Source organism: Bradyrhizobium sp. IC4060 (genome assembly GCF_020193715.1).
Lineage (GTDB): Bacteria > Pseudomonadota > Alphaproteobacteria > Rhizobiales > Xanthobacteraceae > Bradyrhizobium > Bradyrhizobium yuanmingense.
Genome location: NZ_JADYVJ010000004.1, coordinates 166719 through 189496 on the forward strand (window position 1 = coordinate 166719; position 22778 = coordinate 189496).

21 protein-coding genes are annotated in these 22778 nt (G+C 65.0%); 5 read left to right on the forward strand and 16 right to left on the reverse strand.

Annotation, left to right across the window (positions count from 1 at the left end; all coding sequences use genetic code 11):
• Positions 1-2: 2 nt before the first annotated feature.
• The 5 genes from I6F16_RS16755 to I6F16_RS16775 all read right to left on the reverse strand — a co-directional run bounded on the left by I6F16_RS16755 (position 3) and on the right by I6F16_RS16775 (position 5247).
• Entirely contained in the window at positions 3-545 is a 543-nt protein-coding gene (locus I6F16_RS16755) for a tripartite tricarboxylate transporter TctB family protein (RefSeq protein WP_225173872.1), read from the reverse strand.
• Positions 546-713: 168 nt separating this feature from the next.
• Positions 714-1667, reverse strand: a complete 954-nt coding sequence (locus tag I6F16_RS16760) for a tripartite tricarboxylate transporter substrate-binding protein (RefSeq protein WP_162130872.1) — start codon at positions 1665-1667, stop codon at positions 714-716.
• A gap of 176 nt (positions 1668-1843) precedes the next feature.
• Positions 1844-2641: an enoyl-CoA hydratase/isomerase family protein gene (locus tag I6F16_RS16765; protein ID WP_225173873.1), complete on the reverse strand. Its 798-nt coding sequence runs from the start codon at positions 2639-2641 to the stop codon at positions 1844-1846.
• Between the two features lie 56 nt (positions 2642-2697).
• On the reverse strand, positions 2698-3897 hold the full coding sequence (locus I6F16_RS16770) for an aminotransferase class V-fold PLP-dependent enzyme (protein ID WP_036029042.1): 1200 nt from the start codon (positions 3895-3897) through the stop codon (positions 2698-2700).
• Positions 3898-4044: 147 nt separating this feature from the next.
• Entirely contained in the window at positions 4045-5247 is a 1203-nt protein-coding gene (locus I6F16_RS16775; protein ID WP_225173874.1) for an alanine--glyoxylate aminotransferase family protein, read from the reverse strand.
• Between the two features lie 133 nt (positions 5248-5380).
• Here I6F16_RS16775 and I6F16_RS16780 point away from each other — a divergent pair, with 133 nt between their 5' ends.
• From I6F16_RS16780 to I6F16_RS16790, 3 genes are all read left to right on the forward strand, one after another.
• Entirely contained in the window at positions 5381-6127 is a 747-nt protein-coding gene (locus I6F16_RS16780; protein ID WP_225111928.1) for a GntR family transcriptional regulator, read from the forward strand.
• Positions 6128-6230: 103 nt separating this feature from the next.
• Complete coding sequence (locus I6F16_RS16785) at positions 6231-9206, forward strand: FAD-binding and (Fe-S)-binding domain-containing protein (RefSeq protein ID WP_225111929.1); 2976 nt, start codon at positions 6231-6233, stop codon at positions 9204-9206.
• A complete protein-coding gene (locus I6F16_RS16790; RefSeq protein ID WP_109143030.1) occupies positions 9199-9627 on the forward strand; it encodes a heme-binding protein in 429 nt (142 codons plus the stop codon). Before I6F16_RS16785 ends, I6F16_RS16790 begins: the two co-directional genes overlap by 8 nt.
• Before the next feature lie 212 nt (positions 9628-9839).
• On the opposite strand, the gene I6F16_RS16795 is transcribed toward I6F16_RS16790, so the two are convergent.
• Positions 9840-10622, reverse strand: a complete 783-nt coding sequence (locus I6F16_RS16795; RefSeq protein WP_036007523.1) for an enoyl-CoA hydratase/isomerase family protein — start codon at positions 10620-10622, stop codon at positions 9840-9842.
• Positions 10623-10788: 166 nt separating this feature from the next.
• Here I6F16_RS16795 and I6F16_RS16800 point away from each other — a divergent pair, with 166 nt between their 5' ends.
• The gene (locus I6F16_RS16800; RefSeq protein WP_225111930.1) at positions 10789-12168 is read left to right on the forward strand and encodes a caspase family protein; all 1380 of its coding nucleotides are present in this window, start codon (positions 10789-10791) and stop codon (positions 12166-12168) included.
• Here I6F16_RS16800 and I6F16_RS16805 read toward each other — a convergent pair.
• From I6F16_RS16805 to I6F16_RS16835, 8 genes are all read right to left on the reverse strand, one after another.
• Complete coding sequence (locus I6F16_RS16805) at positions 12141-14267, reverse strand: molybdopterin oxidoreductase family protein (protein ID WP_225111931.1); 2127 nt, start codon at positions 14265-14267, stop codon at positions 12141-12143. The two genes, I6F16_RS16800 and I6F16_RS16805, sit on opposite strands and share 28 nt — an antisense overlap.
• 165 nt (positions 14268-14432) lie before the next feature.
• Entirely contained in the window at positions 14433-15239 is an 807-nt protein-coding gene (locus I6F16_RS16810) for an SDR family oxidoreductase (RefSeq protein ID WP_225111932.1), read from the reverse strand.
• A 22-nt stretch (positions 15240-15261) separates the two neighbouring features.
• Positions 15262-16554: a TRAP transporter large permease gene (locus I6F16_RS16815; RefSeq protein ID WP_036043893.1), complete on the reverse strand. Its 1293-nt coding sequence runs from the start codon at positions 16552-16554 to the stop codon at positions 15262-15264.
• Entirely contained in the window at positions 16545-17096 is a 552-nt protein-coding gene (locus I6F16_RS16820; RefSeq protein WP_036029012.1) for a TRAP transporter small permease, read from the reverse strand. Before I6F16_RS16820 ends, I6F16_RS16815 begins: the two co-directional genes overlap by 10 nt.
• A 65-nt stretch (positions 17097-17161) precedes the next feature.
• Positions 17162-18133 carry a TRAP transporter substrate-binding protein gene (locus tag I6F16_RS16825; protein WP_036043896.1) on the reverse strand — a complete coding sequence of 324 codons (972 nt, stop codon included), beginning with the start codon at positions 18131-18133 and terminating at the stop codon, positions 17162-17164.
• Between the two features lie 300 nt (positions 18134-18433).
• Positions 18434-19162, reverse strand: a complete 729-nt coding sequence (locus I6F16_RS16830) for a Crp/Fnr family transcriptional regulator (RefSeq protein ID WP_036007486.1) — start codon at positions 19160-19162, stop codon at positions 18434-18436.
• A 327-nt stretch (positions 19163-19489) separates the two neighbouring features.
• Entirely contained in the window at positions 19490-19615 is a 126-nt protein-coding gene (locus I6F16_RS37995) for a hypothetical protein (RefSeq protein WP_275970715.1), read from the reverse strand.
• A gap of 97 nt (positions 19616-19712) precedes the next feature.
• Positions 19713-20426, reverse strand: coding sequence for a helix-turn-helix domain-containing protein (locus I6F16_RS16835; RefSeq protein WP_225111933.1), 714 nt, complete (start codon positions 20424-20426; stop codon positions 19713-19715).
• 151 nt (positions 20427-20577) lie between these two features.
• Between I6F16_RS16835 and I6F16_RS16840 the strand changes: the two genes are divergently transcribed.
• On the forward strand, positions 20578-20895 hold the full coding sequence (locus I6F16_RS16840) for a cytochrome c (RefSeq protein WP_225111934.1): 318 nt from the start codon (positions 20578-20580) through the stop codon (positions 20893-20895).
• Positions 20896-20902: 7 nt separating this feature from the next.
• Here I6F16_RS16840 and I6F16_RS16845 read toward each other — a convergent pair whose 3' ends face one another.
• Both I6F16_RS16845 and I6F16_RS16850 read right to left on the reverse strand, forming a co-directional pair.
• Positions 20903-22006, reverse strand: a complete 1104-nt coding sequence (locus I6F16_RS16845; RefSeq protein WP_109143025.1) for an MlaD family protein — start codon at positions 22004-22006, stop codon at positions 20903-20905.
• Between the two features lie 3 nt (positions 22007-22009).
• Positions 22010-22777, reverse strand: a complete 768-nt coding sequence (locus I6F16_RS16850; protein WP_225111935.1) for an ATP-binding cassette domain-containing protein — start codon at positions 22775-22777, stop codon at positions 22010-22012.
• Between the last annotated feature and the right edge of the window lies 1 nt (position 22778).

Here is a 22778-nt window from a genome sequence, read left to right on the forward strand (position 1 = left end):
GCCTAGCGGCCGAGGGCCGCTTCGAGCGGTCCCTTCGGCATGATGACGTCGAAAGCGACATCGAAGGTGACGAACATGATGGCCGTGAACGCGAACGCGGTGAGCAGCGACTTCCACAACGCGATCCGTCCGACGAGCCGCATGAAGCCCGCGATCAGGAGAAAGCTCGCGACATAGAGGCCGAGGAACTGCGTCGCCAGGCAGAACAGCGACGTCGGCACGAACACAGCCAGCACGCGGCGGCCTTGCGCGCGCGTGACGAAGGTTCCGGACGAGGCGCGCCGCGCAAGCAGCGTGGCGATCAGGCCGTAGAGGCTGCCGCCGGCGAGAATGACGGAGAGATAGAACGGGAAATAGCCGGGCTCCGGCCCGGTCGCATCCCAGGACGCGCCGGTGCGCCAATTGTCGTAGCCGAGCGTGACCGCGAGCGCGAGCAGCAGCAGGCAGACGACGATTTCGATCGTGCCGGAAGAGACGACGGAAGGGGAATCGTCTTCGGGCGCGGTGGGATCCTCGACGACGATTTCGATATCGGTTTGGGACATGCTCTGTTAGGGACGGAGTGCGTTCAATTCCCCCTCTCCCCGCTTGCGGGGAGAGGGTCGGGGTGAGGGGGAGTCTCCGCAGGGACGGTGAGAGTCGAACTCACGGAGAGAGCCCCTCACCCCAACCCTCTCCCCGTAAGAACGGGGAGAGGGAGAAAAAAGGGACAGCTACTTCGCGACGAAGCCGGCTTCCGTCATCAGCGACTTGTTCAGCGCATCGTCCTCCTCGAGGAACTGCACCATGTCCTTGCCGGAGAGGAAGATCGGCTTCAAGGCCTGCTTCTCCATGTAGTCCTTGTACTCCGCGGTCTGCGTCACCTTGTGGAACAGATCGACGTAGAACGCCTGCTGCTCCGGCGTGACCTTGCCGGGCAGAAACATCGCGCGCAGCATCAGATATTGCACGTCGACGCCCTCCTCCTTGCAGGTCGGGATGTCGGCCCAGGACTGGGTGTCGGTCACCTTGGTCGTATAGGCAATGCGCTCCCTGTCGAACACGCAGAGCGGACGCACCTGGCCGGCGCGCCAGACCTCGAGATTTTCGGATGGGTTGTTGACGTTGGCTTCGGTGTGGTTGCCGACCAGCTGGGTCGCGGCCTCGCCGCCGGATTTGTAGGGCAGATAGGAGAATTTCGCGCCGGTCTTCTGCTCCAGGAACACGGTGAGCACGTGGTCCTCGCGCTTGGAGCCGGTGCCGCCCATCTTGAACGGCGCGCTCGCAGCCTTCGCCGCCGCCACGAAGTCCTTCAACGTCTTGGGGCCTGCGCTGTTGTCCCACAGCACGAACTGGTCGAGCGCGACCACGGAGACCGGCGTCAGCTCGCGCCAGTTGAACGGGATCTTCGCCGACAGCGGCAGCATGTAGATCAGCGAATATGCGATCAGCACCTTATTGGGGTCGCCCTCGCTGGACTTCATGTACATCAGCGCTTCCGCGCCGGAGGCGCCGCCCTTGAGCGAGACCACCATCGGCTGCTTCATCAGATTGTTCTTCTGGATCGCGGCCTGCATCATCCGGGCCATCTGGTCGGAGGCACCACCCGCGCCCGCCGCCACCACGATCTCCACCGGTTTCGTCGGCTCCCAGGCCGCAACGGCCGGCGTGCTCAACAACAGCGCCATCGCGGCGCCGAGGGCTTTCACTGGAATTCGCACGAGTTTCGTCCCCTGATGTTTTTTGAGTTGTAGTTGCGGAAAATTCTATCCCTGCATAGTGCGGATTAATCCTGTAGAGTTCAAGCAGACGGGCAATTGCGCGCATATGACTTTCGACTGACGGAGCCGAAAGCCCGTGAGACTTATTTGCCCTTCCAGACCGGCGCCCGCTTGTTGAGGAAGGCGTCCATGCCCTCGCGGAAATCCTCGCTCATATAGGCTTTCAGGATCAGGTCCTCGCCTTCCTCGCGCGAGAGCGTGCGGCGGATGCGGCGCACCGCTTCCTTGGTCGCTTCCAGCGTCAGCGGCGCGTGGCTGGCGACGAGCTTTGCAGTCTCGTCGGCACGGCGCTGCAGCGTCTCCACGTCAGGCACGACCTCGTTGAGCAGGCCGAGCGCCAGCGCCTCCGGCGCCTCGACCAGGCGCGCCTTGAAGATCATATCCTTGGTGCGGGCGGGACCGACCAGCGCGACGACGCGGCTGATGTTGGACATCGACAGGCAGTTGCCGAGCGTGCGTGCGATTGGAAAGCCCATCCGCGTCGTCTCGGTGCCGATGCGAAGATCGCAGCAGGCCGCGATCCCCGCGCCGCCGCCGGTGCAGGCGCCGGCGATCGCCGCGATCACCGGCACGCGGCACTGCTCGAGCGTGCCGAGCACGCGATCGATGCGCGCCTCGTAGTCGAGCGCATCCTGCGCGGTCTTGAAGGCGCGGAATTGCGAGATGTCCGTGCCGGAGGCGAACGCCTTGTCGCCCGCGCCGGTCAGGATCAGCGCCTTGATCGAACGGTCGGCGTTGATCTCCTCGCAGATCTCCGCCATGCGGTCATACATGGCGAAGGTCATGGCGTTGCGCGCCTGCGGGCGGTTGAAGGTGATCCGCGCGATGCCGTCCGTGACGGAGTAGAGCAGGTCTTCGTTGGTAGTCGTCGGTGCGTTCATCGCGCGCTCACTTCTTCACTACAGTTCAGGCAGGCCACCCTCAGGCAACCTGAGCCTCAGGCAACCTGGGCCTTGGTCATCGGCACAACGTCGCGTCCCTTCAGGACGTCCATGGCCGCCAATACGCCGCCGCTCCGGTGCGGGATCTTTGCGAGGTCGAGGCCCATCTCGACGCCGGCGAGCGTGCCCATCAGCATCAGATCGTTGAAATGGCCGATATGGCCGATGCGGAACACCTTGCCCTTGACCTTGTTCAGGCCGGTGCCGAGCGACATGTCGAAGTTCTCCAGCACCACCTTGCGGAAGGCGTCGGCATCAAAGCCCTCGGGCACGCGCACGCCGGTCAGCGCCGGCGAATGCGCGGCGGGATCGGCACATTGCGTCTCGAGGCCCCAGACCTTGACCGCAGCACGCGTCGCGGCGCTGTGGCGCTTGTGGCGGGTCCAGACGTTCTCCAGCCCCTCCTCCTCCAGCATCTTCACCGCCTCGCGCAGGCCGTAGAGCAGGTTCGTTGCGGGCGTGTAGGGGAAGGTGCCGAGCTTGTTGAAGCTGATCACCTCCTGCCAGTCCCAGTAGGAGCGCATGCCGGGGTTGGCTTTGGCGACCGCGAGCGCCTTCTCCGAGACGGCGTTGAAGCCGAGGCCCGGCGGCAGCATCAGGCCCTTCTGGGAGCCGGCGACCGAAACGTCGATGCCCCAGGCGTCGTGCTCATATTCCATCGAGCCGAGCCCGGAGATGGTGTCGACCATCAGCAGCGCCGGATGCTTGGTGCGGTCGAGGATCTTGCGCACCTCCAGCGGCGGCGTCACGCAGCCGGTCGAGGTCTCGTTGTGCACGACGCAGACCGCCTTGATGGCGTGCTGCTTGTCGGCGGCAAGGCGCTTCTCGATCTCCGCAAGATCGGCACCATGGCGCCAGTCGCTCGGGATGAAGTCGACATCGAGCTTGAACTTGTCGGCGATGCCGCGCCACAGCACGGCGAACTGGCCGGTCTCGCACATCAAGACCTTGTCGCCGGGCGCGAACACGTTGACCATCGCCGCTTCCCAGGCGCCGGTACCGGACGAGGGGAAGATGATCACGGGCTGCTTGGTGCGGAATACGCGCTGCATTGCGGCAAGCACGGCAAAACCGAGCTCGGCGAACTCCGGACCGCGATGGTCCAAAGTCGGCATATCCATCGCCCGCAGCACCCGATCGGGCACGTTGGTCGGTCCTGGAATCTGTAAGAAATGCCTTCCAGTATGCACGGTCATCGGCGTCCTTCCCGGTCTTGCCTTGGTTTGGTGGGCGCCGAATAGCACCATTTGACCGGCTTGTCCTCTCCTCCAAAGGGCCCCTCGCGCATAGCGGGCCGGCCTGCCCTCAGCCGCTCCGTCGCGACCATCTTCGCGGGCCGACCTTTACGTGCCGACGATCTTCAGATGCGGCGCGGCATTGCCCTGAGGGCGCTGCTCCAGCAGCTTCATCGCGACGTCCACGCCGCCGGCGCGGTGCGGCACGCCGGCCACCGACAGGCCCATCTCGATGCCGGTGAGCGCGCCGAGCAGCGTCAGCGCGTTGCATTCGCCGAGATGGCCGATGCGGAAGACCTTTCCGGCGACCTTCGACAGGCCCGAGCCGAGCGACATGTTGTAATTGTCGAGCACGACTTTCCGGAACTGATCGGCATCATGGCCCGGAGGCATCAGCACAGCAGTGAGCACCGGCGAGAACTCCGAAGGCTCCTGGCACAGCACTTCGAGACCCCAATGGTTGACCGCGGCCCGCGTCGCGGCCGCCAAGCGCTGATGCCGCGCAAAAACATTGTCGAGCCCCTCCTCGAGCAGCATCGCGATCGCCTCGCGCAAGCCGTAGAGCAGATTGGTCGCGGGCGTATAGGGGAAGAAACCCTTGGCGTTGGGCTTGAGCATCTCCTCCCAGTCGAAATAGGAGCGCGGCATCTTGTTGGTTCTGGATGCTGCCAGCGCCTTGTCCGAGATCGCGTTGAAGCCGAGGCCGGGCGGCAGCATGAAACCCTTCTGCGAGCAGCTGACGCTGACATCGACCTTCCACTCGTCGTGGCGATAGTCGATCGAGCCGAGCGAGGAGATGGTGTCGACCATCAAGAGTGCCGGATGCGAGGCGCGGTCGATCGCGGCGCGGATCTCGGCGATGCGGCTGGTCGCGCCGGTCGAGGTCTCGTTGTGCACGACCATCACCGCCTTGATGGTGCGCGCGGCGTCTTCGGAGAGCCTGGCCTCGATCACCGTGGGATCGGCGCCGCGGCGCCAGTCACCCGGGACGAAATCGACCTCGATGCCGAAGCGGGCGGCCATCTGCCGCCACATCGTGGCGAAGTGACCGGTTTCGACCATCAGCACCTTGTCGCCCGGCGACAGCGTGTTGACGATCGCGGCTTCCCAGGCGCCGGTCCCCGACGAGGGGAAGATCACGATCGGCCCCCTGGTCTGGAAGATCTTCTGGCTGCCTTCGAGCACGGTGCGGCCGAGCTCGCCGAATTCGGCGCTGCGGTGGTCGATGACAGGCATGTCCATCGCGCGCAGGACACGCTCGGGAACCGGGCTCGGGCCCGGAATCTGCAGGAAATGGCGTCCCTGAGGCATGCAAAGCTCCCTTTCGGCAGGTTATGGCCGGTTCTGCCGGCTATTTTGCATTCATTTTTTGTCCCTTCAATCGAAATCTGGTATTCGATTGCGGACATCGACGCGACCAATCGGGCAAACTACCGTGCTGCAAATGAAATCCACGATTCCCGACACCGGGGTTCCGATCACCCCGTCCGCCGGCAATGGCGAGCGCCAGGAAAACCGTCACGAGGCCTCGTTGCATGGCGAGATCCTGCTGCGGCTGCGCGATTACGTGGTCGAGGGCAATATTCCTGAGGGCGCGCGCGTTCCCGAGCGGCAGCTCTGCGAGATGCTTGGCATCTCCCGCACGCCGTTGCGCGAGGCGCTCAAGGTGCTCGCCGCCGAGGGCCTGATCGAGCTACTGCCAAACCGCGGCGCACGGGTGCGCCAGCTCAGCCAGCGCGACCTCGAAGAACTGTTCGACGTCATGGCAGGCCTGGAAAGCCTAGCCGGGCGCCTCGCCTGCGAAGCCATAACGGATGCGGAAATCACGGCGATCGAGCAGCTGCACTACGAGATGTACGGCCATTACCTGCATCGCGACATGCACGGCTATTTCCAGGCCAACCAGCGCATCCACGAGAGCATCGTCGATGCCGCGCGCAACGATACGCTGAAGATTGCCTACGCCAATTTCGCCGGCCGGATCCGACGCGTCCGCTACTCCGCCAATTTCGCCCGCAAGCGGCAGCGCTGGGCGGAAGCCATGCGCGAGCACGAGGCCATCCTCGATGCGCTGCGCCGCCGCGCCGGGAGCGAGCTCAGCGACATCCTGTTCCAGCATCTGCGCAACAAACGGACGGCAGCGATCGAGCACCTGACCGAGCCCCAAGAGGGCGCGCCGGCATCGCCTTAAAGGCGCCAGGCTTGCTCATTTTGCATTCACAATATAGTCGGTCAGGAACCACAATGAATATCCCAGCAAGGCTGAGCCTCGCCGGGTCAGTCCGGGATCAGGGATGACGAACGCCTCCTCGCTCGAACGGCGCCTGCGGTCGGAATTGACCGGCGACGTGCTGTTCGACGGCTTCAGCCGCGGCCGCTACGCCACCGACGCCTCGTTCTACCAGATCATGCCGGCTGGCGTGGTGGTCCCGAAGACCATGGGCCAGGCCTTGCGGGCGCTGGCGATTGCGCGTGACGAGGGGCTGAAGGTCACCCCGCGCGGCGGCGGCACCTCGCAATGCGGCCAGACCGTCAATGACGGCCTCGTGATCGATCTATCCAAGCACCTCAACCAGATCCTGTCGCTCGATGTCGAAGGCCGCACCTGCGTAGTCGAGCCCGGCATCGTGCTCGACGACCTCAACCGTCAGCTCAAAAAGCACGGCCTGTGGTTTCCGGTTGACGTCTCCACGGCCTCCCGCGCCACCATCGGCGGCATGGCTGGCAACAATTCCTGCGGTGGCCGCTCGCTGCGCTACGGCACCATGCGCGACAACACGCTGTCGATGGAGGCATCGCTCGCCGACGGCACGCTGGGCCGTTTTGGCGAGGTCGCGCGCGATCTCTCCGACCTCGAGGCCGGCGACAGCACCCGCGCCCTGTTCCGCGACATGCTCGACCTCGGCACCCGCGAGGCCGACGAGATCGCCGCGCGCTTCCCAAAGGTGCAGCGCCGCGTCGGCGGCTACAATCTCGATGCGCTGGTGCCGCGCAACGCGCCGAACAACATGGCGCATCTGTTGGTCGGCTCCGAAGGCACCCTCGCCTTCACCACCAAGGTCGAGCTGAAGCTGTGGCCCGTGATCCGCAACAAGGCGCTCGGCGTCTGCCATTTCGGCAGCTTCTACGAGGCCATGGATGCGGCCCAGCACCTGGTCAAGCTCAAGCCGATTGCGGTCGAGCTGGTCGACCGCACCATGATCGCGCTCGGCCGCGACATTGCGATGTTCGCACCCGTCATCTCCGCGGCGATCAAGGGCGATCCGGATGCCGTGCTGGTGGTCGAATTCGCTGAAGAAGACCAGTCGGACAATCTGGTGCGCCTCAAGCAGCTCAGCGAGCTGATGGCGGATCTCGGCTTCGGCTGGAACAACGACACGCGCAAATGGGGTGGCGTGGTCGAGATCACCGAACCCGCGCTGCAGAGCGGCATCGCCGATTTCCGCGCCGCCGGCCTCAACGTCATGATGTCGATGAAGCAGGAGGGCAAGCCGGTTTCCTTCGTCGAGGACTGCGCGGTGCCGCTGCCGCACCTCGCCGACTACACCGCGCGGCTGAACGAAGTGTTCGCCAAGCACGGCACCAGCGGCACGATGTACGCGCACGCCTCCGAAGGCTGCCTGCATGTGCGCCCCGTTCTGAACCTGAAGCTGGAGAAGGACGTCAAGGCGATGCGCGCCATCGCCGAAGAGGCCTTCGCCCTGGTGCGCGAGTACAAGGGCTCGCATTCCGGCGAGCACGGCGACGGGCTGGTGCGCTCCGAATTCCACGAGGCCATGTTCGGCGAGCGCCTCGTCGCCGACTTCAGAGAGGTGAAGCAGCGCTTCGATCCTGCCGGCCTGCTCAATCCCGGCAAGATCGTCGATGCGCCCAGGATGGACGACCGCTCGCTGTTCCGCTTCAAGCCGGACTATCGGGTCGGCGAGCTGAAGACGAAGTTCGACTGGTCGGCTTATCCCGGCGCCGGCGGCGGTTTCCAGGGCGCGGTCGAGATGTGCAACAACAACGGCGCCTGCCGCAAGCTCGAGGGCGGCGTGATGTGCCCGTCCTATCGCGCCACGCGCGACGAGAAGGACGTTACCCGCGGCCGCGCCAATACGCTGCGGCTTGCGATCTCCGGCCAGCTCGGCCCAGATGCGCTCTCGTCCGACGAGATGATGGAGACGCTCGAACTCTGCGTCTCCTGCAAGGCCTGCCGCCATGAATGCCCGACCGGCGTCGACATGGCCAAGATGAAGATCGAGGTGCTCGCGGCGCGCGCCGCCAGCCGCGGCCTGACGCTGCGCGACCGGCTGGTTGGATATCTGCCGCGCTATGCCGGTCTTGCGTCGCGCTTGGCGCCGCTGGCGAATTTGCGCAACGGCAGCCCGCTGCTGCGAAGGCTGTTCGAGCGGTTTGCCGGCATCAGCGCGCGCCGGGCCCTCCCCGCCTTTCGCCGCGATGTGTTCGTGCCGCCGTCCGAAAGCGTCGGGCCTACGGACGGTCGCGAGGTCGTGCTGTTCACTGATACCTTCAACCGCATCTATGAGCGCGAGAATCTCGACGCCGCGCTGCGCGTGCTCACGGCCGGCGGCTATCGCGTGCATCTGCCAAAACTTGCGAGCGGCAACCGTCCGCTGTGCTGCGGCCGCACATTCCTGTCAGCCGGGCTCGTCGACGAAGCCAAGGTCGAGCTCGACCGGCTGGTCTCGGCTTTCGCGCCATACGCGGCGCGCGGCGTGCCGATCGTCGGCCTCGAGCCGAGCTGCCTCCTGACGCTGCGCGACGAGCTCGCTTCACTGCGCAAGGACGACGAAGCCAAGGCGGTGGGCGCCCACGCGCTGACCTTCGAGGAGTTTCTGGCGCGCGAGGCAGAGGCCGGAAGGCTGCAACTGCCGCTCGGCATCGTCGCGGACAAGGCCGTGGTGCACGGCCATTGCCATCAAAAATCCTTCGGCGCCTTCAAGCCTGTCGAGCAGGTGCTGCGCCTCATCCCAGGCCTTGAGGTTAAGACCATCGAGTCGAGCTGCTGCGGCATGGCCGGCGCCTTCGGCTATGGCGCGGACACGTATGATGCCTCGATCGAGATGGCCGAGCTGTCACTGCTGCCGGCCGTGCGGAAGGCTGACCGGAATACGCTCGTCGTCGCCGACGGCACCTCATGCCGGCACCAGATCCACGACGGCGCCCAGCGCGAAGCACTTCACGTCGCCCGCGTGCTGGCCATGAGCCTCGATCGCGCCAAATCCAACGCCACCTCTCCAGCTGCAAAGGAAACCAGCCATGGCTGATCTCACCCTCGACACCGCCCGAAAAATCCTCGAAGCCGCCTTCGCGAAAGCCGGCGAGCTCAAGCTGAAGCCGCTGGTCGTCACCATCCTGGACGCGCGCGGCGTGCTCAAGCTCGCGGCGGCGCAGGACGGAACCAGCCTGATGCGCGCCGAGATCGCGCATGGCAAGGCCTATGGCGCGCTCGCCATGGGCATGGGCTCGCGTGCTCTGTTCCAGCGCGCGCAGGAGCAGGCCTATTTCGTCGATGCCGTGAACACGATCGCGAAGGGCGCGCTGGTACCGGTCCCCGGCGGCGTGCTGATCATGGATGGCACCACCCTGCTCGGCGCGGTCGGCGTCTCCGGCGATACGTCCGACAATGACGAAGCCTGCGCGGTGGCGGGGATTCAGGCGGCGGGACTGAAGGCGAACGCGGGGTGAGATTGTCATTCCGGGGCGCGCCCCTTGGCGCGAGCCCGGAATCCATTTCTCCGCATCACTTGCTGCACGATGGATTCCGGGCTCGCGCTACGCGCGCCCCGGAATGACGGCGGAGGATGCGGCTACATTCTCGTTCGTGCCGCCCTGGGTCCCGGCTCTGCGCAGCGACGCCGACGCGTTGCGGCGCGTCCGAGATGCGAGAGCGGATCCCCTCACCTCCCCGTCCAGACCGGCTTCCGCTTCTCGCTGAACGCTTTCAACCCTTCCTTGGCGTCCTCGGTCATCGCGAGCAGTGCGATCTGGCTTTCGGTATAGGCGATGCTCTCGTCGAACGACATCGAGGCGATCGCGCGCATGGCGTATTTGCCGCGGCGGATCGCGGTCGGGGATTTGTCGACGATGCGGGCGATCAGCCAGTCAACCTTGGCATCTAACTCGGCGGCCGGCACGATGTAGTTGAGCAGGCCAGCGGCCTGCGCGGCCCTGGCGTCGAACGGCTCGCCCGTGAGCGCCCATTCGTTGACGAGACGGGGCGGAGCGATGCGCTGCAGCAGGCTCAGCACCTGCATCGGGAACACGCCGACCTTCACCTCCGGCAGGCCGAAGACGACGTGATCGGCCGCAACCGCCATGTCGGTCATGCACAGAAGGCCCATGCCGCCGGCCATGCAGACGCCACTGAGGCGCGCAATCGCCGGCTTCGTGGCGTTCTGTGACAAACGTAACAGATCGGCATAGTCGACATTTGGTTTGGAATGATCCATCGCGAAAGCCGCGCCGGAATTCTGCAAGTCGGCGCCCGCGCAGAACGCCTTGTCGCCCGCGCCCGTCAGCACGATGACGCGGACGTCCTTGTCCTCATGCGCGTCGCGATAGGCTCTTGTGATCCCGGCGATGACCTCGCCGTTCAGCGCGTTGCGTTTCTCCGGCCGGTTGATGGTGATCCAGAACGCCTGCCCGCGCTTCTCGGTGATGACGGCTGTGGTGTCGGTCATGACATGCTCGCTCGCTTGGTCCCGTTTTGCAGCCATTTGCGGCAGGACCGGCGGCGCGCGCAAGGGCAATCTGCAGGGTCGCCTCACCATAGCGTGTGGGCGCAACTTCGCTTCGCGATTGAACTGGGGCTTGCGCGCGCTATCCTGACCGGAGATTTGATCACCGATGAGCCATTTCATGCGCGCCGCATTGATGTTGTTGCTGGCAGGATTGGTCGTGCTGAGCGGCGGCGCCGCATGCCATGCGGCCGACGCCGCGAAGATCGCGCTGGTGATCGGCAACGCGAAATATCCCGACAATGAGTTCGTCCTGAGCGAGGTCGCCAACGATGCCCAGGACGTCGCCGAGGAATTGAAGCGCGGCGGCTTCGTCGTCGACAGGCAGAGCAATCTCACCGGCGATGCCATGCGGCAGGTGCTGGGCCGCTTCTACGACCGCATCGAGCGCGGCGCGGTGGCGCTGATCTTCTTCGACGGCTTTGCCATCCAGTCCAACCGTCAGACCTATCTGCTGCCGGTCGACGCCCAGATCTGGACCGAGCCGGACGTCTCGCGCGACGGCTTCGGCCTCGACGCCATCCTCGCCGAGATGAACACGCGCGGTGCCGCCATCAAGATCGCGCTGATCGACGCTTCCCGCCGCAACCCGTTCGAGCGGCGCTTCCGCCGCCATTCGGCCGGTCTGGCACCGGCGATCGCACCGAGCAATACGCTGGTGCTCTACTCCGCTGCGCTCGGCGCGGTCACGGCGACCGGCAAGACCGATCGCAGCCTCTTTGTCGCCGAGCTGCTGCGCGAAATGCGCGCGCCGAACATCAGCGCCGAGCAGGCCCTGACCAACACCAAGAATGGCGTCGTTGCCGCCACCAACCGCGAGCAAGTGCCCTGGCTGTCCTCCTCGCTGACGACGGAGTTCTCGTTCGCAAGCCCGGCGACGCGGCCGCGGGACGACGCGGCCAAGCCACAGGTGCAGACACCCGAGCCGCAAAAGCCGGTCTGCGAGGTACCGCAGGCGGAGCCCGCCCCGAATGCGGACGAACTGGCACGAGATCCCGTCATCGCCGATCTCAGCCGCAAGATCACCGCCAACGCCAACGATGTCACCTCGCGCTACAAACGCGGCCAGGTCTACGCGATCAAGCGCGCCTATGCGCTCGCGATACAGGATTTCGACGCGGTGCTCCGCCGCGCGCCCAAGGACGCGGAAGCCCTAAACAACCGCTGCTGGAGCCGGGCTGCGACGGGCGACCCGCAAGGCGCGCTGGTGGACTGCAATCTGGCGCTCCAGATCAACCCGGGCTTGAGCGATGCACTCGACAGCCGCGGGCTCGTCAACCTCAAGCTCGGGCGCAATGCCGAGGCAATCAAGGATTATACCGACGCGATCCAGCGCAACCCGCGCTCCTCGTCCTCGCTGTTCGGCCGCGGCATCGCTGCGCGCAGAAGCGGCGGCGACGGCGCCACCGATATCGCGCAGGCGAAGTCGATGAACCCGAACATTGCAAAGGAATTCGCGGGCTACGGCGTCACGGAGTGCACGCCTTGAGCTGAGGCCGCCTTCCTGATCCAGACTTTATTATCGTGGAACGCCGCGCCGCCGATCGGCGCGATCGTATCTGCGCCCGTCAACGTGTTGATGCCGCGGCCGCCGATATGGTTGCTGTTGGGATGAACGGATTCGGCGATCAGGACACCGCGCCGCACGCCCTCGAACAGCGTCGCGATCAGCGTGGTCTCGCCGCGGCCGTTGCCGAGCGTCACCGCATCGCCATCGGCGATGCCGAGCGCGGCGGCGTCGAGCGGGTGGATCATCACGCTGGCCCGGCCCTCACGCGCCTGCGAGGACGGCGTCTCGTTGAAAGTGGTGTTGAGGAAGCTGCGCGAGGGGCTGGTCGCAAGCCGGAACGGATGGGCCCGGTCGGCGTGCTCGATCACTGCCCAATGATCCGGCAGACCAGGCATCTTGTCGTAGTCGCCCATGGTGACGCCGAACGGCGGATGCGCCCAGTCGGCTTTGAAATGGAACTTGCCGTCGGCGTGGGCGAAGCCGTCGAGATAATGCGAGGTGCGGAAATCCGGCTGCAGGTCGCGCCAGATGTCGGCTTCAAGGCCGGCGATGTCGCCGTGATTGCTCAGCCTCAAGGTCGCGTCGATCAATTCGCGCGGGCTCATCTCGAAGCCCGGATGCCTGGCGCCCAGCCGCGGCGCCAGCGCCTGCAACACCTCGTGGTTGGAGCGGCATTCGCCCGGCGGGTCGATCAGCTTCGGACCGACCGAGATGTGCTGATGGCCGCCGCCGTAATAGAGGTCGTCATGCTCCATGAACATCGTCGCCGGCAGCACGATGTCGGCCATCTGCGCCGTCTCGGTCATGAACTGCTCGTGCACCACCACGAACAGATCCTCCCGCGCAAAGCCCTGCCGGACCAGGGCCTGCTCCGGCGCCACCGTCATCGGGTTGGTGTTCTGGATCAGCATCGCCTTGACCGGACCCTTGCCCTGCAGAGCTCCGGCATCGCCGGTGAGGATGCGTCCGATCTGCGACTGGTCGAGCGCGCGCGTCGACTTGTCGATCGCGTCGTGGCCTTCGATGATGGATTCGTTGAAGTGCCACAGCGCGTAGTTGTTGAAGAAGGCGCCGCCGCCTTCATACTGCCAAGCGCCGGTCACCGCGGGAATGCACAGCGCCGCATGCATCTGCGTCGCGCCGTTGCGCGAGCGGGTGAAGCCATAGCCGAGACGGAAGAAGGTCCGCTTGGTCTCGCCGACGGCCTTGGCGAAAGCCTCGATCTCCGACACCGGAACGCCGCAAATCGCCGAGGCCCATTCCGGCGTGCGCGACTTCAGATGCGCCTCGAGCTCGGCGGGGCAATCGGTATACTTGTCCATGTAGGCTCGGTCGGCGTAGCCGTCGCGGAACAGGACATGCATGACGCCGCAGGCGAAGGCGCCGTCGGTGCCGGGCCGCAGGATGATCCTGATGTCGGCCTGCTTCATGGTCTCGTTGTCATAGATGTCGACCGCCGCGATCTTCGCGCCGCGCTCCTTGCGGGCGCGCGAGGCGTGCGTCATCACGTTGACCTGAGTGTTGACGGGATTGGTGCCCCAGATCACGACGAGATCGGACAGCGCCATCTCGCGCGGGTCGACGCCGGCGATCTTGCCGGTGCCGATCGCAAAGCCGATGCGCGCGACGTTGGCACAGATGGTCTGATAGAAGCGCGAATATTTCTTCACATGCGTGAGACGGTTGAGCCCGTCGCGCATCACGAGCCCCATTGTCCCCGCGTAGTAATAGGGCCAGATCGATTCCGCACCGAACTCGCGCTCGGCCGCATTGAATCGGTGCCCGATCTCGTCCAGCGCCTCGTCCCAGGAGATCCGCGCGAACTGACCTGAACCCTTGGGGCCGGTGCGGCGCAGCGGATAGATCAGCCGCTCGGGATGATGGATGCGCTCGGCATAGCGGGCGACCTTGGCGCAGACGACGCCGGCGGTGTAGGTCTGCTTCTTCGAACCGCGGACGCGGCCGATGCTGCGGCCTTCGACCACCTCGACATCGAGGGCGCAGGCCGAGGGGCAATCATGCGGACAGGTCGAATGGCGGATCTCGATCTTCGCGTTGATCTTGGCGTGCTGGTTCATGTCCCAGTTCGTAACACCAAAATACCGGCCAGCCGAGCGCATTTATCCGGCAAGCCCCATGCGATTTGCTCAAGCCGCGCGTGCCGGAGCTTCCTGCTGCGGTTGCGAAGGAGGCCTGCCAGTGAGCCGCGCGACGTGCAAGCGCAACCCGAGCTACATCCTTTGCTATTTGTGCAACTGGGTGAGACCGGTCGGCGGGCCGTCGACGGCGGTCCAGCCGCCGTCGACGAACAGCGTGCTGCCGCTGACATAGCTTGCGGCATCCGAGGCGAGATAGGCGACGGCGGTCGCGACCTCGTCGGCGCTGCTCCAGCGGTTGAACACGGTGTGGCCGGCGTAGAGATTGTAGATGTCGGGGCGCTGCTTGAAAGGGCCGGTCAGCGCGGTCTCGGCGATGCTCGGGGCGATCGCATTGACGCGCACGCCGGCGTGCCCGACCTCGGAGGCAAAGCCCTTCACCAGCAGGCCGATCGCCGCCTTGGTCGAGCCGTAGATGCCGAGGCCGGGTTCGATGGTCACCGCGCGGATCGAGGAGCAGGCGATGATGCTGCCGCCCTTCTGCGCGACCATGATGCGGCCGAAGGCCTGGAAGAACCAGACCGTGCCCTTGACGTTGAGGTTGAGGACGCGGTCGAGATCCTCCTCGGTGTAGTCGAGGATGGTCTTACGGATGTTGAGGCCGGGCGTCGTCACGGCGATGTCGAGCCGCGGAAACTTCTGCATCACGGTTTGGGCCAGCGCATTGACATCCGCGGCGCTTGCGGCGTCGCAGCCGGCTGCTTCCGCCCAGCCGCCCTTGTCGCGAATACCGGCGGCGGTCGCCTCCGCTGCCTCGAGCGCGCGATCGGCGCAGACGACGCGGGCGCCGAGATCCGCAAGCGCTTCGGCCGACGATCTGCCGATGCCGGATGCGGCGCCGAGCACGAGCGCGGTCTTGCCGGTGAGATCGAAGAGCTTGCGATAGTCCGCCACTGACATTGTCTCCCTGGTGCTACTAGCCCTTGTAGCCCATCAAGAGGCGCGGCAGCCACAACGAGAATGCAGGGACGTAGGTCACGAACATCAGTGCTGCGATGAGCGCAGCATAGAACGGCAGGATGGTGCGCATCACCGCGCCGACCGAGATGCCGCCGATGGCGCAGCCGACGAATTGCGTCGTTCCGACCGGCGGCGTGTTGAGCCCGAGGGCGCAATTGATCAGCATCAGCATGCCGAACTGCACCGGGTCCATGCCCGCCTTCATCGCGATCGGCAGGAAGATCGGGGTGCAGATCAGGATCGTTGCCGCCATGTCCATGAACGTGCCGAGCACGAACAGGATGATGTTGATGAGCAGGAAGATCACCCAGGGCTGCGTCGACAACTTGTTCATCATCGCGCCGGCGAGATCCGCCACCTCGTAAAGTCCCATCAGGTACTGGAACATGGTGGAGACGCCGATCAGCAGCAGCACCACCCCGGTCGTCTTCACCGCCTTGGCGGCGGCGCGCAGGAAGTTGCCCCAGGTCATGGTGCGATAGATGAAGAAAGTCAGCAGGATCGAGTAGGTGACGGCGATGGCCGCCGATTCGGTTGCCGTGAAGACGCCGGACAGGATGCCGGCCAGGATGATGCCGACGATCAGAAGCCCCGGCAGCGCCGCCGCCAGCGAGCGGACCACCTCGGCCCAGCCTGGGAACTTGCCGGCGGGATAACCGCGCCTCACCGCGACCGCGTAGGCGGCAACCAGCATGCAGACCATCAGCACCAGCGCCGGCAGGAGACCGGCGGCAATCAGCGCGCCGATCGAGACCTTGCCGCCGGCCGCCAGCGCATAGATGATCATGTTGTGGCTGGTCGGCATCAGGGCTCCGACCAGCGAGGCATGGGTGGTGACGTTGACGGCGTAGTCGGTGTCGTATCCCTCCTTCTTCATCATCGGGATCATCACCGCGCCCATCGCCGACACGTCGGCCACGGGTGAGCCGGAGACGCCGCCGAACAGCGTGCACGCGACCACGTTCGACATGCCGAGCCCGCCGCGGATGTGCCCGACGAGATTCTTGGCGAGTTGCACGATCTTGTCGGCCACGCCGCCATGCAGCATCAGCTCACCGCTGAAGACGAAGAATGGAATGGCGAGGAAGGAGAAGATGTTCATCCCCGACATCATCTGCTGGAAGATGACGGCGACCGGCAGGCCTTCGTAGAGGATGGTGCAGATGGCCGACAGGCCGATCGCGAAGGCGACGGGGACGCCGAGGATCAGAAAGCCGAAGAAGGTGGCGCCGAGGATGATCAGTTCCATGAGGGGACGACCTCTTCGCCGCGCAGGAGAGCAATGATGTGCTCGATGGAAAACGAAACGATCAGGACGCCGGAGGCGAACAGCGGCACGTAGCGGATCACCTCGGGCAGACCGAGATTGGGGATCTTCACGGTGCCGACCGACGCGCCGAGGATCCAGCCGTTATAGGCCATTGCGAGGCCGAACCCGGCGACCAGAACGTGGATCACGATCTCGATCTTCTCCCGCGCGTGATCGGGGAGCATGACCAGCAGGCTGTCCATGCCGATATGCCCGGCATCGCGCACGCCGACGGCGGCGCCGATCAGCGTGACGTAGAGGATCAGGACCAGCGCCAAGTTCTCCGTCCAGGTCGGGCTGGAGTTGAGCACGTAACGTCCGAACACCTGGTAGAAGACGATGGCGACGATGACGAGCAGGCCTGTCACCGACAGGTACATGCCAAGGCGCGCGATGGGGGCATTGACCCGCGACAGCAAGCCGGTGGACGGGCGTGTTGCTACGGCCCCCTGCTCGTGACTTGCGACGTGTGGGTCTGTCATCCCGCGCCTCCTTACGGGATCCGGTGCCGCCTGGCGGCGACGCCGGACCCGGTTCCCGAATTGTCTTACTTCGTGTCCTGGATGCGCTTGACGAGGCTCTGCAGCTTCTCGTTCCCGGCGAACTTCTGGTAAACCGGCTTCATCGCATCGACGAACTCCGCCTTGTTGCCAATCGTGACCACCTGAACGCCGGCTGCCTCGACGGTCTTGCGGGCGGCCTGCTCGCGCGCGTCCCAGAGCTTGCGCATGACGGGCACCGATTCCTTGGCGGCCTTGCGAACCATCGCCTGGTCCTCCTTGCTCAGCGCGTCCCAGACCTTTTTCGAGATCACGAGAACTTCGGGCGCGAGGGAGTGCTCGGTGATGTTGTAGAACTTGGCGGCTTCGAAGTGCCGGGAGGATTCGTAGGACGGCCAGTTGTTCTCGGCAGCGTCGACGAGGCCGGTCTTGAGCGCGGTGTAGACCTCGCCATAGGGCATCGGCGTCGGGTTGGCCCCCAAGCTCTGGATCATGCCGACCCACAGGTCTGATTGCTGGACGCGGATCTTCAGGCCCTTCAGATCGGCCAGCGATTTGACCGGTCCCTTGACGGTATAGACCGAGCGCGCGCCGCTGTCGTAATAGGCAAGGCCGACCAGGCCCGCGGGCTCCATGGCTGCCAGGATCTCATCGCCGATCGGACCATCGAGGACGGTGCGCATGTGCTGCGTGTCCCTGAAGACGAAGGGCAGACACAACGCGATAGTCTCGGGCACGAAATTGTTCAGCGGCGATGCATTAATCCGCATCATGTCGAGCGCGCCGATCTTGAGTTGCTCGATCGTGTCCTTCTCCGAGCCTAGGGCGCCGTTCGGAAACACCTTCACGCCAAGCTTGCCGCCGCTCGCCGCCGCGAGTTGCTGGCCCATGAACTTGACCGCCTCGACGGTCGGATAATCGGCGGGGTGAACGTCAGCCGAGCGGAAATCGCGTGCAGTGGCCAGGGGTGCTGAGACCGCCAGTGCAACGGCTGTGATGATACCGGTGAGCGTCTTCATGTGGGCTTCCTCCTGGGTTGATTGAGATCGATTATATCGTTGTCGGCCCGGCTGCAGGCCGCCTTGGGTCGCTCCGCTTCAGGTGTGAAGTCAAGCGCCAATGTCGTCCCTAGGGCGGGCGGCATTCTCTGTCCAAGCCAAATCCGGCATCGATCGATGCAAGACTTGCATCGATCGATTTCTGGCGCAATTCGCACTATGGTGGGTATGGCGGCCTGGCTCGACGTCGCTAGCCCGTGACTTGACGCCTCCAATCGAGGCCCCGCGCGGTCGCCAGCATCGACGGTTAGGCCGACGGCGTCACTCGCCGCCGAGGCCACTCTCGGCGAGCTCGCGCAGCGCGTCCGTATCGAGCACGACGATGGCGCCGTGCTCGAGGCGGACCCAATTGCGGCCGGCCCAGGCGCGCAATTGCTTGTTGATGCTCTCGCGCGTCATCCCGACCATCTCGCTGATCTCTTGCTGCGTGATGGCGAGCGTGCCGCTGCCGGAATCCAGCTTGCGCTCTTCGGTGAGACCGAGCAGTGCACTGGCAAGCCGGCCCGGCAGATTCTGCAGGATCACCTGCTCGACCTGCTGACTGGTCCAGCGCAGACGCGCGCACAGCAGCTCGATGAACTTCATCGCCAGCGCCGGCTGGCTCTTCACGAACGGCAGGAAGTCCCGGCGATCGATGACGTAGAGCTCGCAATTGGTATTTGCGGTCGCATCCGCCGACCTGGGCGCGCCGTCGAGCACGGCGATCTCGCCGAAGATTTCTCCGGGGCCGATCAGATTGAGAATAGCGTTCCGCCCATCAGGCGATGAGGAGGAAATCTTGACTGTCCCCGCGATCACCGCGAACAGGCTGTTGCCGGGATCGCCCTTGGCGGCGATCGTCGCGCCACGCTTGACGGTGGTGTGCTTGGCGTAGCGGCAGAGTTGATCGAGCGCTTCCGGCTCCAGATCCGCGAAGATCGGGTGCTTGCGCAGGACCGATAGTTTGTTGCCCGCCGGTTGTCGGGGATCGCCGGTCTTGTCCTGAGGCACGCCGCGGGGCTCCTAAGACTACGAGGCACTGAGTTCCTGCGTAGTCAACGTTACCAGGCATTTCAACCGGAAAGCACGCGCGCGATTTGAGGCAAATGCCACGAAAAGGCCCGTAACGAGGAAGTCAGCAGCCAAAAGCTGCGGCGATGCGTCCTCTTCGACGCAGAGTTGCGGATTACGCAAACCGTGATTGCGTCGAAACGCTGCCGACGGGGGGCGCCCGCCCAGGCGAGCATCGGCCCTGGCGCGCCGGACTCGGACCTAAACCTGGACTTGGACTTGGACTTGGACCTGGACCTGGACTTGGACCTGGACCTGCAGAAGGCTTCAGTGCCTGGAATCCGGATCAAGCCGGCCCGCCCTGGTTTGCCGGTCAGCCCAGGCCAGAACTGCGGCGAACACCACAAAGATCGCGACGACGAAAACGGTCACGAGCAACGCGTCAGCAGGCATCATCCCCTCCCGGATTTGTGTCCGGCAGTATTTTGCGGAGCATGGCCGGCGTCATTGATCGGGATCAAATTCTGCCGAAGACGCCGTGGACGGGAGGTCAGGCTGCGGCCATGGCCTCGACACGGGCCGGATCGAGCAGGCTGATGCCGCCGTGAATGATCTCGATCACGCCGAGACGCTCAAGCTTGGTAAAAGTGCGGCTGACGGTCTCGATGGTCAGGCCGAGATAATCCGCGATGTCCTGACGGCTCATCGGAAGCGCGACCATGTCGGACGGACCGTTGAGCGCGACGAGCCGCTCGCGCCAGCCGAGCAGAAAGGTCGCGACCTTCTCGTCGGCCGAGCGGCGTCCGAGCAGGACCATATGGTCGCGCGCCTGGCTCAACTCGCGAATGGCCAGTTCGTTGATGCGCCTGAGCAATTGCGGCCGGTCTTCGATGAAACGGCCGAAAGGCCCTTTTGGGAATTGGCACACTTTCACCACGCCGATCGCATCGGCCGAAAAATTGTGCCGGCCGGACAGATTCATCCCGAGGAAGTCACCGGGCAAGGCAAAGCCGACGATCTGCCGCCGGCCGTCAGGCAGCAGCTTGTACAGCCGCATGACGCCTTCGAGGACGTTGTAGAACGAGGTCGTGATGTCCTCCTCGGAAAACACGGTCTCGCCCGAATCGAAATGGACGCGGCGGCCGAGATGCTCGAACTCCCGGAGTTCGGCTGCATCGAGCGACGAGCAGACCGCCGCTCCACGCACGGCACAATCGTCGCAATGATGTCCGTTCGGCTCACTCGTGACCACGGAAGGCCTCATCCATCGCTCCCCACGCCGGCCGCTCCCGACGTCAGGCCGAGTCCACCGCGCGGCTGCATTTTACTGCACCGTGCCGCAGCCGATTGACCCAGATCAAATTTGGCTGGCATCCCGCTCTTATTCTGCGTCCACGGTTCGACGGGATGATTCCATGCTGCAAAGAGCACTGCGTCACGGCCTGATTGGGCTGCTTCTGATCACGCCTGCGCTCGCGGCCCCGGCCGCCGAACAACGCGGCAAGGCTTTCGCCCGAGACAATTGCGCACGCTGTCACGCGATCGACCGCGCCTCCAAGAGCCCGCTGGAGATCGCGCCTCCGCTACGCACCCTGCATCGGCGCTATCCGATCAACAGCCTTGGCGAGGCGCTGGCCGAGGGGATCTCCACCGGACATGCCGACATGCCGGCCTTCGAACTCAGCCCGGACCAGATCCACGACCTGCTGTCCTACCTGAAGACGCTGGAATAGTCGCCCCTCACACCGCCTGCACGGTCCATCCGATCAGCTCCTTGGCGATGCGCGCGAAGGCGGCATCGAAGGCGGCGACTGAAGCGGCCGGTTCGACCTTGTCGAGCTTTTCGCTGGCCTCGATGAGGCGCGATGCGATCACCTTGCCATTCTTGTCGACGATCCGAGCCGACAGTCCGATCTCGGCCCGAGCCTCCCCATCCGTCGCGATCCGAAAGCGCCGGATGTCGAGCAGGAGCTGGTAGTCCGCCGGCCCGAGATCCGTCGTGCGCAGCGGGGCGTGGGCGATGTCGTAGTTCTCGAAACTGTCGATCAGGCGCGCCTGCACCAGTTTCGGAATGCTGTCAGCCCAGAGGAAGTCCGCAAAGCCCGGCCTGTCGCCGCTAGGCGCGAACAGCATGCGCTGGGTCTGCAGCATCGCCACCGCCGTCGGCTCGGGAATGGCCAGTGAGGCCGATAGCGTCTTGCCGGCCGGCCCGAGATTCTGCGGCGTGCGCAGGTCGTAGGTGACCTTCTGCGCGGGCGTGCCGCCGCCGGTCATCTTGTCGAGGCCTGCCAGGATGCCGTCGATCTTGCCGGTGTTGCGCGCGAGCCCGTCGGAGAAGGTCTTGAAATTGGCAATGGTGTCCTTCAGCGGGCCGGAATTGTCCTGAAGCACCGTGTCGACCCGCCGCAGCGCATCGCGCGCCGCCTGCGTCATGCTCTGGCCTGCACCGGCCTCCGCGATCAAGGTCGGCAGCTCGCCCGACTTGGCGACGATCACGCCCCCCTCCAATGTCACCACGGGAACGCCGGTCAGGCCCTGGAATTCGAGGCCGACCTTGGTGTCGGCACGCACCGGCGTCGCGGTGGCAACCGAGATCGTCGCATTGACGAAGCGCGGGTTATCAGGCGCGAGTCCGAGCTGGGTCACCTCTCCGACGCGAATGCCGTTGAACAGCACGCCGGCGCCGACCAGCAGGCCGGGCACCGGCCCCTGGAATTGCACGTGGTAGCTGGTGCGCGGCCCGATGCCGCCGGTGTTGTTCAGCCAATAGACGAAGCCGAACACCGCGACGATCGCGGCCAGCACGAAACTGCCGATCAGCACATAGGGAGCGCGGGTTTCCATCTCTCATCTCATCTCGTGTTGCAGCATCTGCGAGCGCTTACCGTGGAAATAGGCGCGCACCCAGGGATGCTCGGATTGCAGCAATTCGCGCATCGGGCCGATCGCCACGATCTTGCCGTCGGCGAGCGCGGCGACGCGGTCGCAGACCGTGGTCAGGCTCGCAAGGTCATGGGTCACCATGAACACGGTGAGCTCCAGGGTCTTTTGCAGCGTCTTGATCAGCGTGTCGAACTCGCCGGCGGCGATGGGGTCGAGGCCCGAGGTCGGCTCGTCCAGGAAAAGGATCGGCGGATCGAGCGCGAGCGCGCGCGCCAGCGCCACGCGCTTGGTCATGCCGCCGGACAGCTCCGCCGGATATTTGTCGGCGTCCTCGGCGCGCAGGCCGACCATCTCGAGCTTGGCGATCGCGATCTCGTCCATCAGCTCCAGCGACAGGACCAGATTTTCGCGCAAGGGAAACTGGACGTTCTGGCGCACCGTCAAGGAGGAGAACAGCGCGCCCTGCTGAAACAGGATGCCCCATGCCATCGCAGCGCCGCGGCCGTGGCTTCCGCCGGCTTGTCCCATGACCTCGATGGTCCCGCTCCGGCGCGGGATAAGGCCGATGATGGTCCGCATCAAGACCGACTTTCCGCCGCCGGATGCGCCCACCAGCCCGAGGATCTCGCCGCGGCGGACGTCGAGCGACAAATGGTCGAGCACGGTTTGACGGCCGAAGCCGACCACGAGGTCACGGACGCGGATCGCGAACTGGTCTTGCGATTCTTCCATT

Excerpts from the sequence above, each read along its gene's own strand:
- I6F16_RS16755 (WP_225173872.1), bottom strand. The coding sequence starts at position 545 with ATGTCCCAAACCGATATCGAAATCGTCGTCGAGGATCCCACCGCGCCC.
- I6F16_RS16760 (WP_162130872.1), bottom strand. The coding sequence starts at position 1,667 with ATGGCGCTGTTGTTGAGCACGCCGGCCGTTGCGGCCTGGGAGCCGACG.
- I6F16_RS16765 (WP_225173873.1), bottom strand. The coding sequence starts at position 2,641 with ATGAACGCACCGACGACTACCAACGAAGACCTGCTCTACTCCGTCACG.
- I6F16_RS16770 (WP_036029042.1), bottom strand. The coding sequence starts at position 3,897 with ATGACCGTGCATACTGGAAGGCATTTCTTACAGATTCCAGGACCGACC.
- I6F16_RS16775 (WP_225173874.1), bottom strand. The coding sequence starts at position 5,247 with ATGCCTCAGGGACGCCATTTCCTGCAGATTCCGGGCCCGAGCCCGGTT.
- I6F16_RS16780 (WP_225111928.1), top strand. The coding sequence starts at position 5,381 with ATGAAATCCACGATTCCCGACACCGGGGTTCCGATCACCCCGTCCGCC.
- I6F16_RS16785 (WP_225111929.1), top strand. The coding sequence starts at position 6,231 with ATGACGAACGCCTCCTCGCTCGAACGGCGCCTGCGGTCGGAATTGACC.
- I6F16_RS16790 (WP_109143030.1), top strand. The coding sequence starts at position 9,199 with ATGGCTGATCTCACCCTCGACACCGCCCGAAAAATCCTCGAAGCCGCC.
- I6F16_RS16795 (WP_036007523.1), bottom strand. The coding sequence starts at position 10,622 with ATGACCGACACCACAGCCGTCATCACCGAGAAGCGCGGGCAGGCGTTC.
- I6F16_RS16800 (WP_225111930.1), top strand. The coding sequence starts at position 10,789 with ATGAGCCATTTCATGCGCGCCGCATTGATGTTGTTGCTGGCAGGATTG.
- I6F16_RS16805 (WP_225111931.1), bottom strand. The coding sequence starts at position 14,267 with ATGAACCAGCACGCCAAGATCAACGCGAAGATCGAGATCCGCCATTCG.
- I6F16_RS16815 (WP_036043893.1), bottom strand. The coding sequence starts at position 16,554 with ATGGAACTGATCATCCTCGGCGCCACCTTCTTCGGCTTTCTGATCCTC.
- I6F16_RS16820 (WP_036029012.1), bottom strand. The coding sequence starts at position 17,096 with ATGACAGACCCACACGTCGCAAGTCACGAGCAGGGGGCCGTAGCAACA.
- I6F16_RS16825 (WP_036043896.1), bottom strand. The coding sequence starts at position 18,133 with ATGAAGACGCTCACCGGTATCATCACAGCCGTTGCACTGGCGGTCTCA.
- I6F16_RS37995 (WP_275970715.1), bottom strand. The coding sequence starts at position 19,615 with ATGCCTGCTGACGCGTTGCTCGTGACCGTTTTCGTCGTCGCGATCTTT.
- I6F16_RS16835 (WP_225111933.1), bottom strand. The coding sequence starts at position 20,426 with ATGAGGCCTTCCGTGGTCACGAGTGAGCCGAACGGACATCATTGCGAC.
- I6F16_RS16840 (WP_225111934.1), top strand. The coding sequence starts at position 20,578 with ATGCTGCAAAGAGCACTGCGTCACGGCCTGATTGGGCTGCTTCTGATC.
- I6F16_RS16845 (WP_109143025.1), bottom strand. The coding sequence starts at position 22,006 with ATGGAAACCCGCGCTCCCTATGTGCTGATCGGCAGTTTCGTGCTGGCC.
- I6F16_RS16850 (WP_225111935.1), bottom strand. The coding sequence starts at position 22,777 with ATGGAAGAATCGCAAGACCAGTTCGCGATCCGCGTCCGTGACCTCGTG.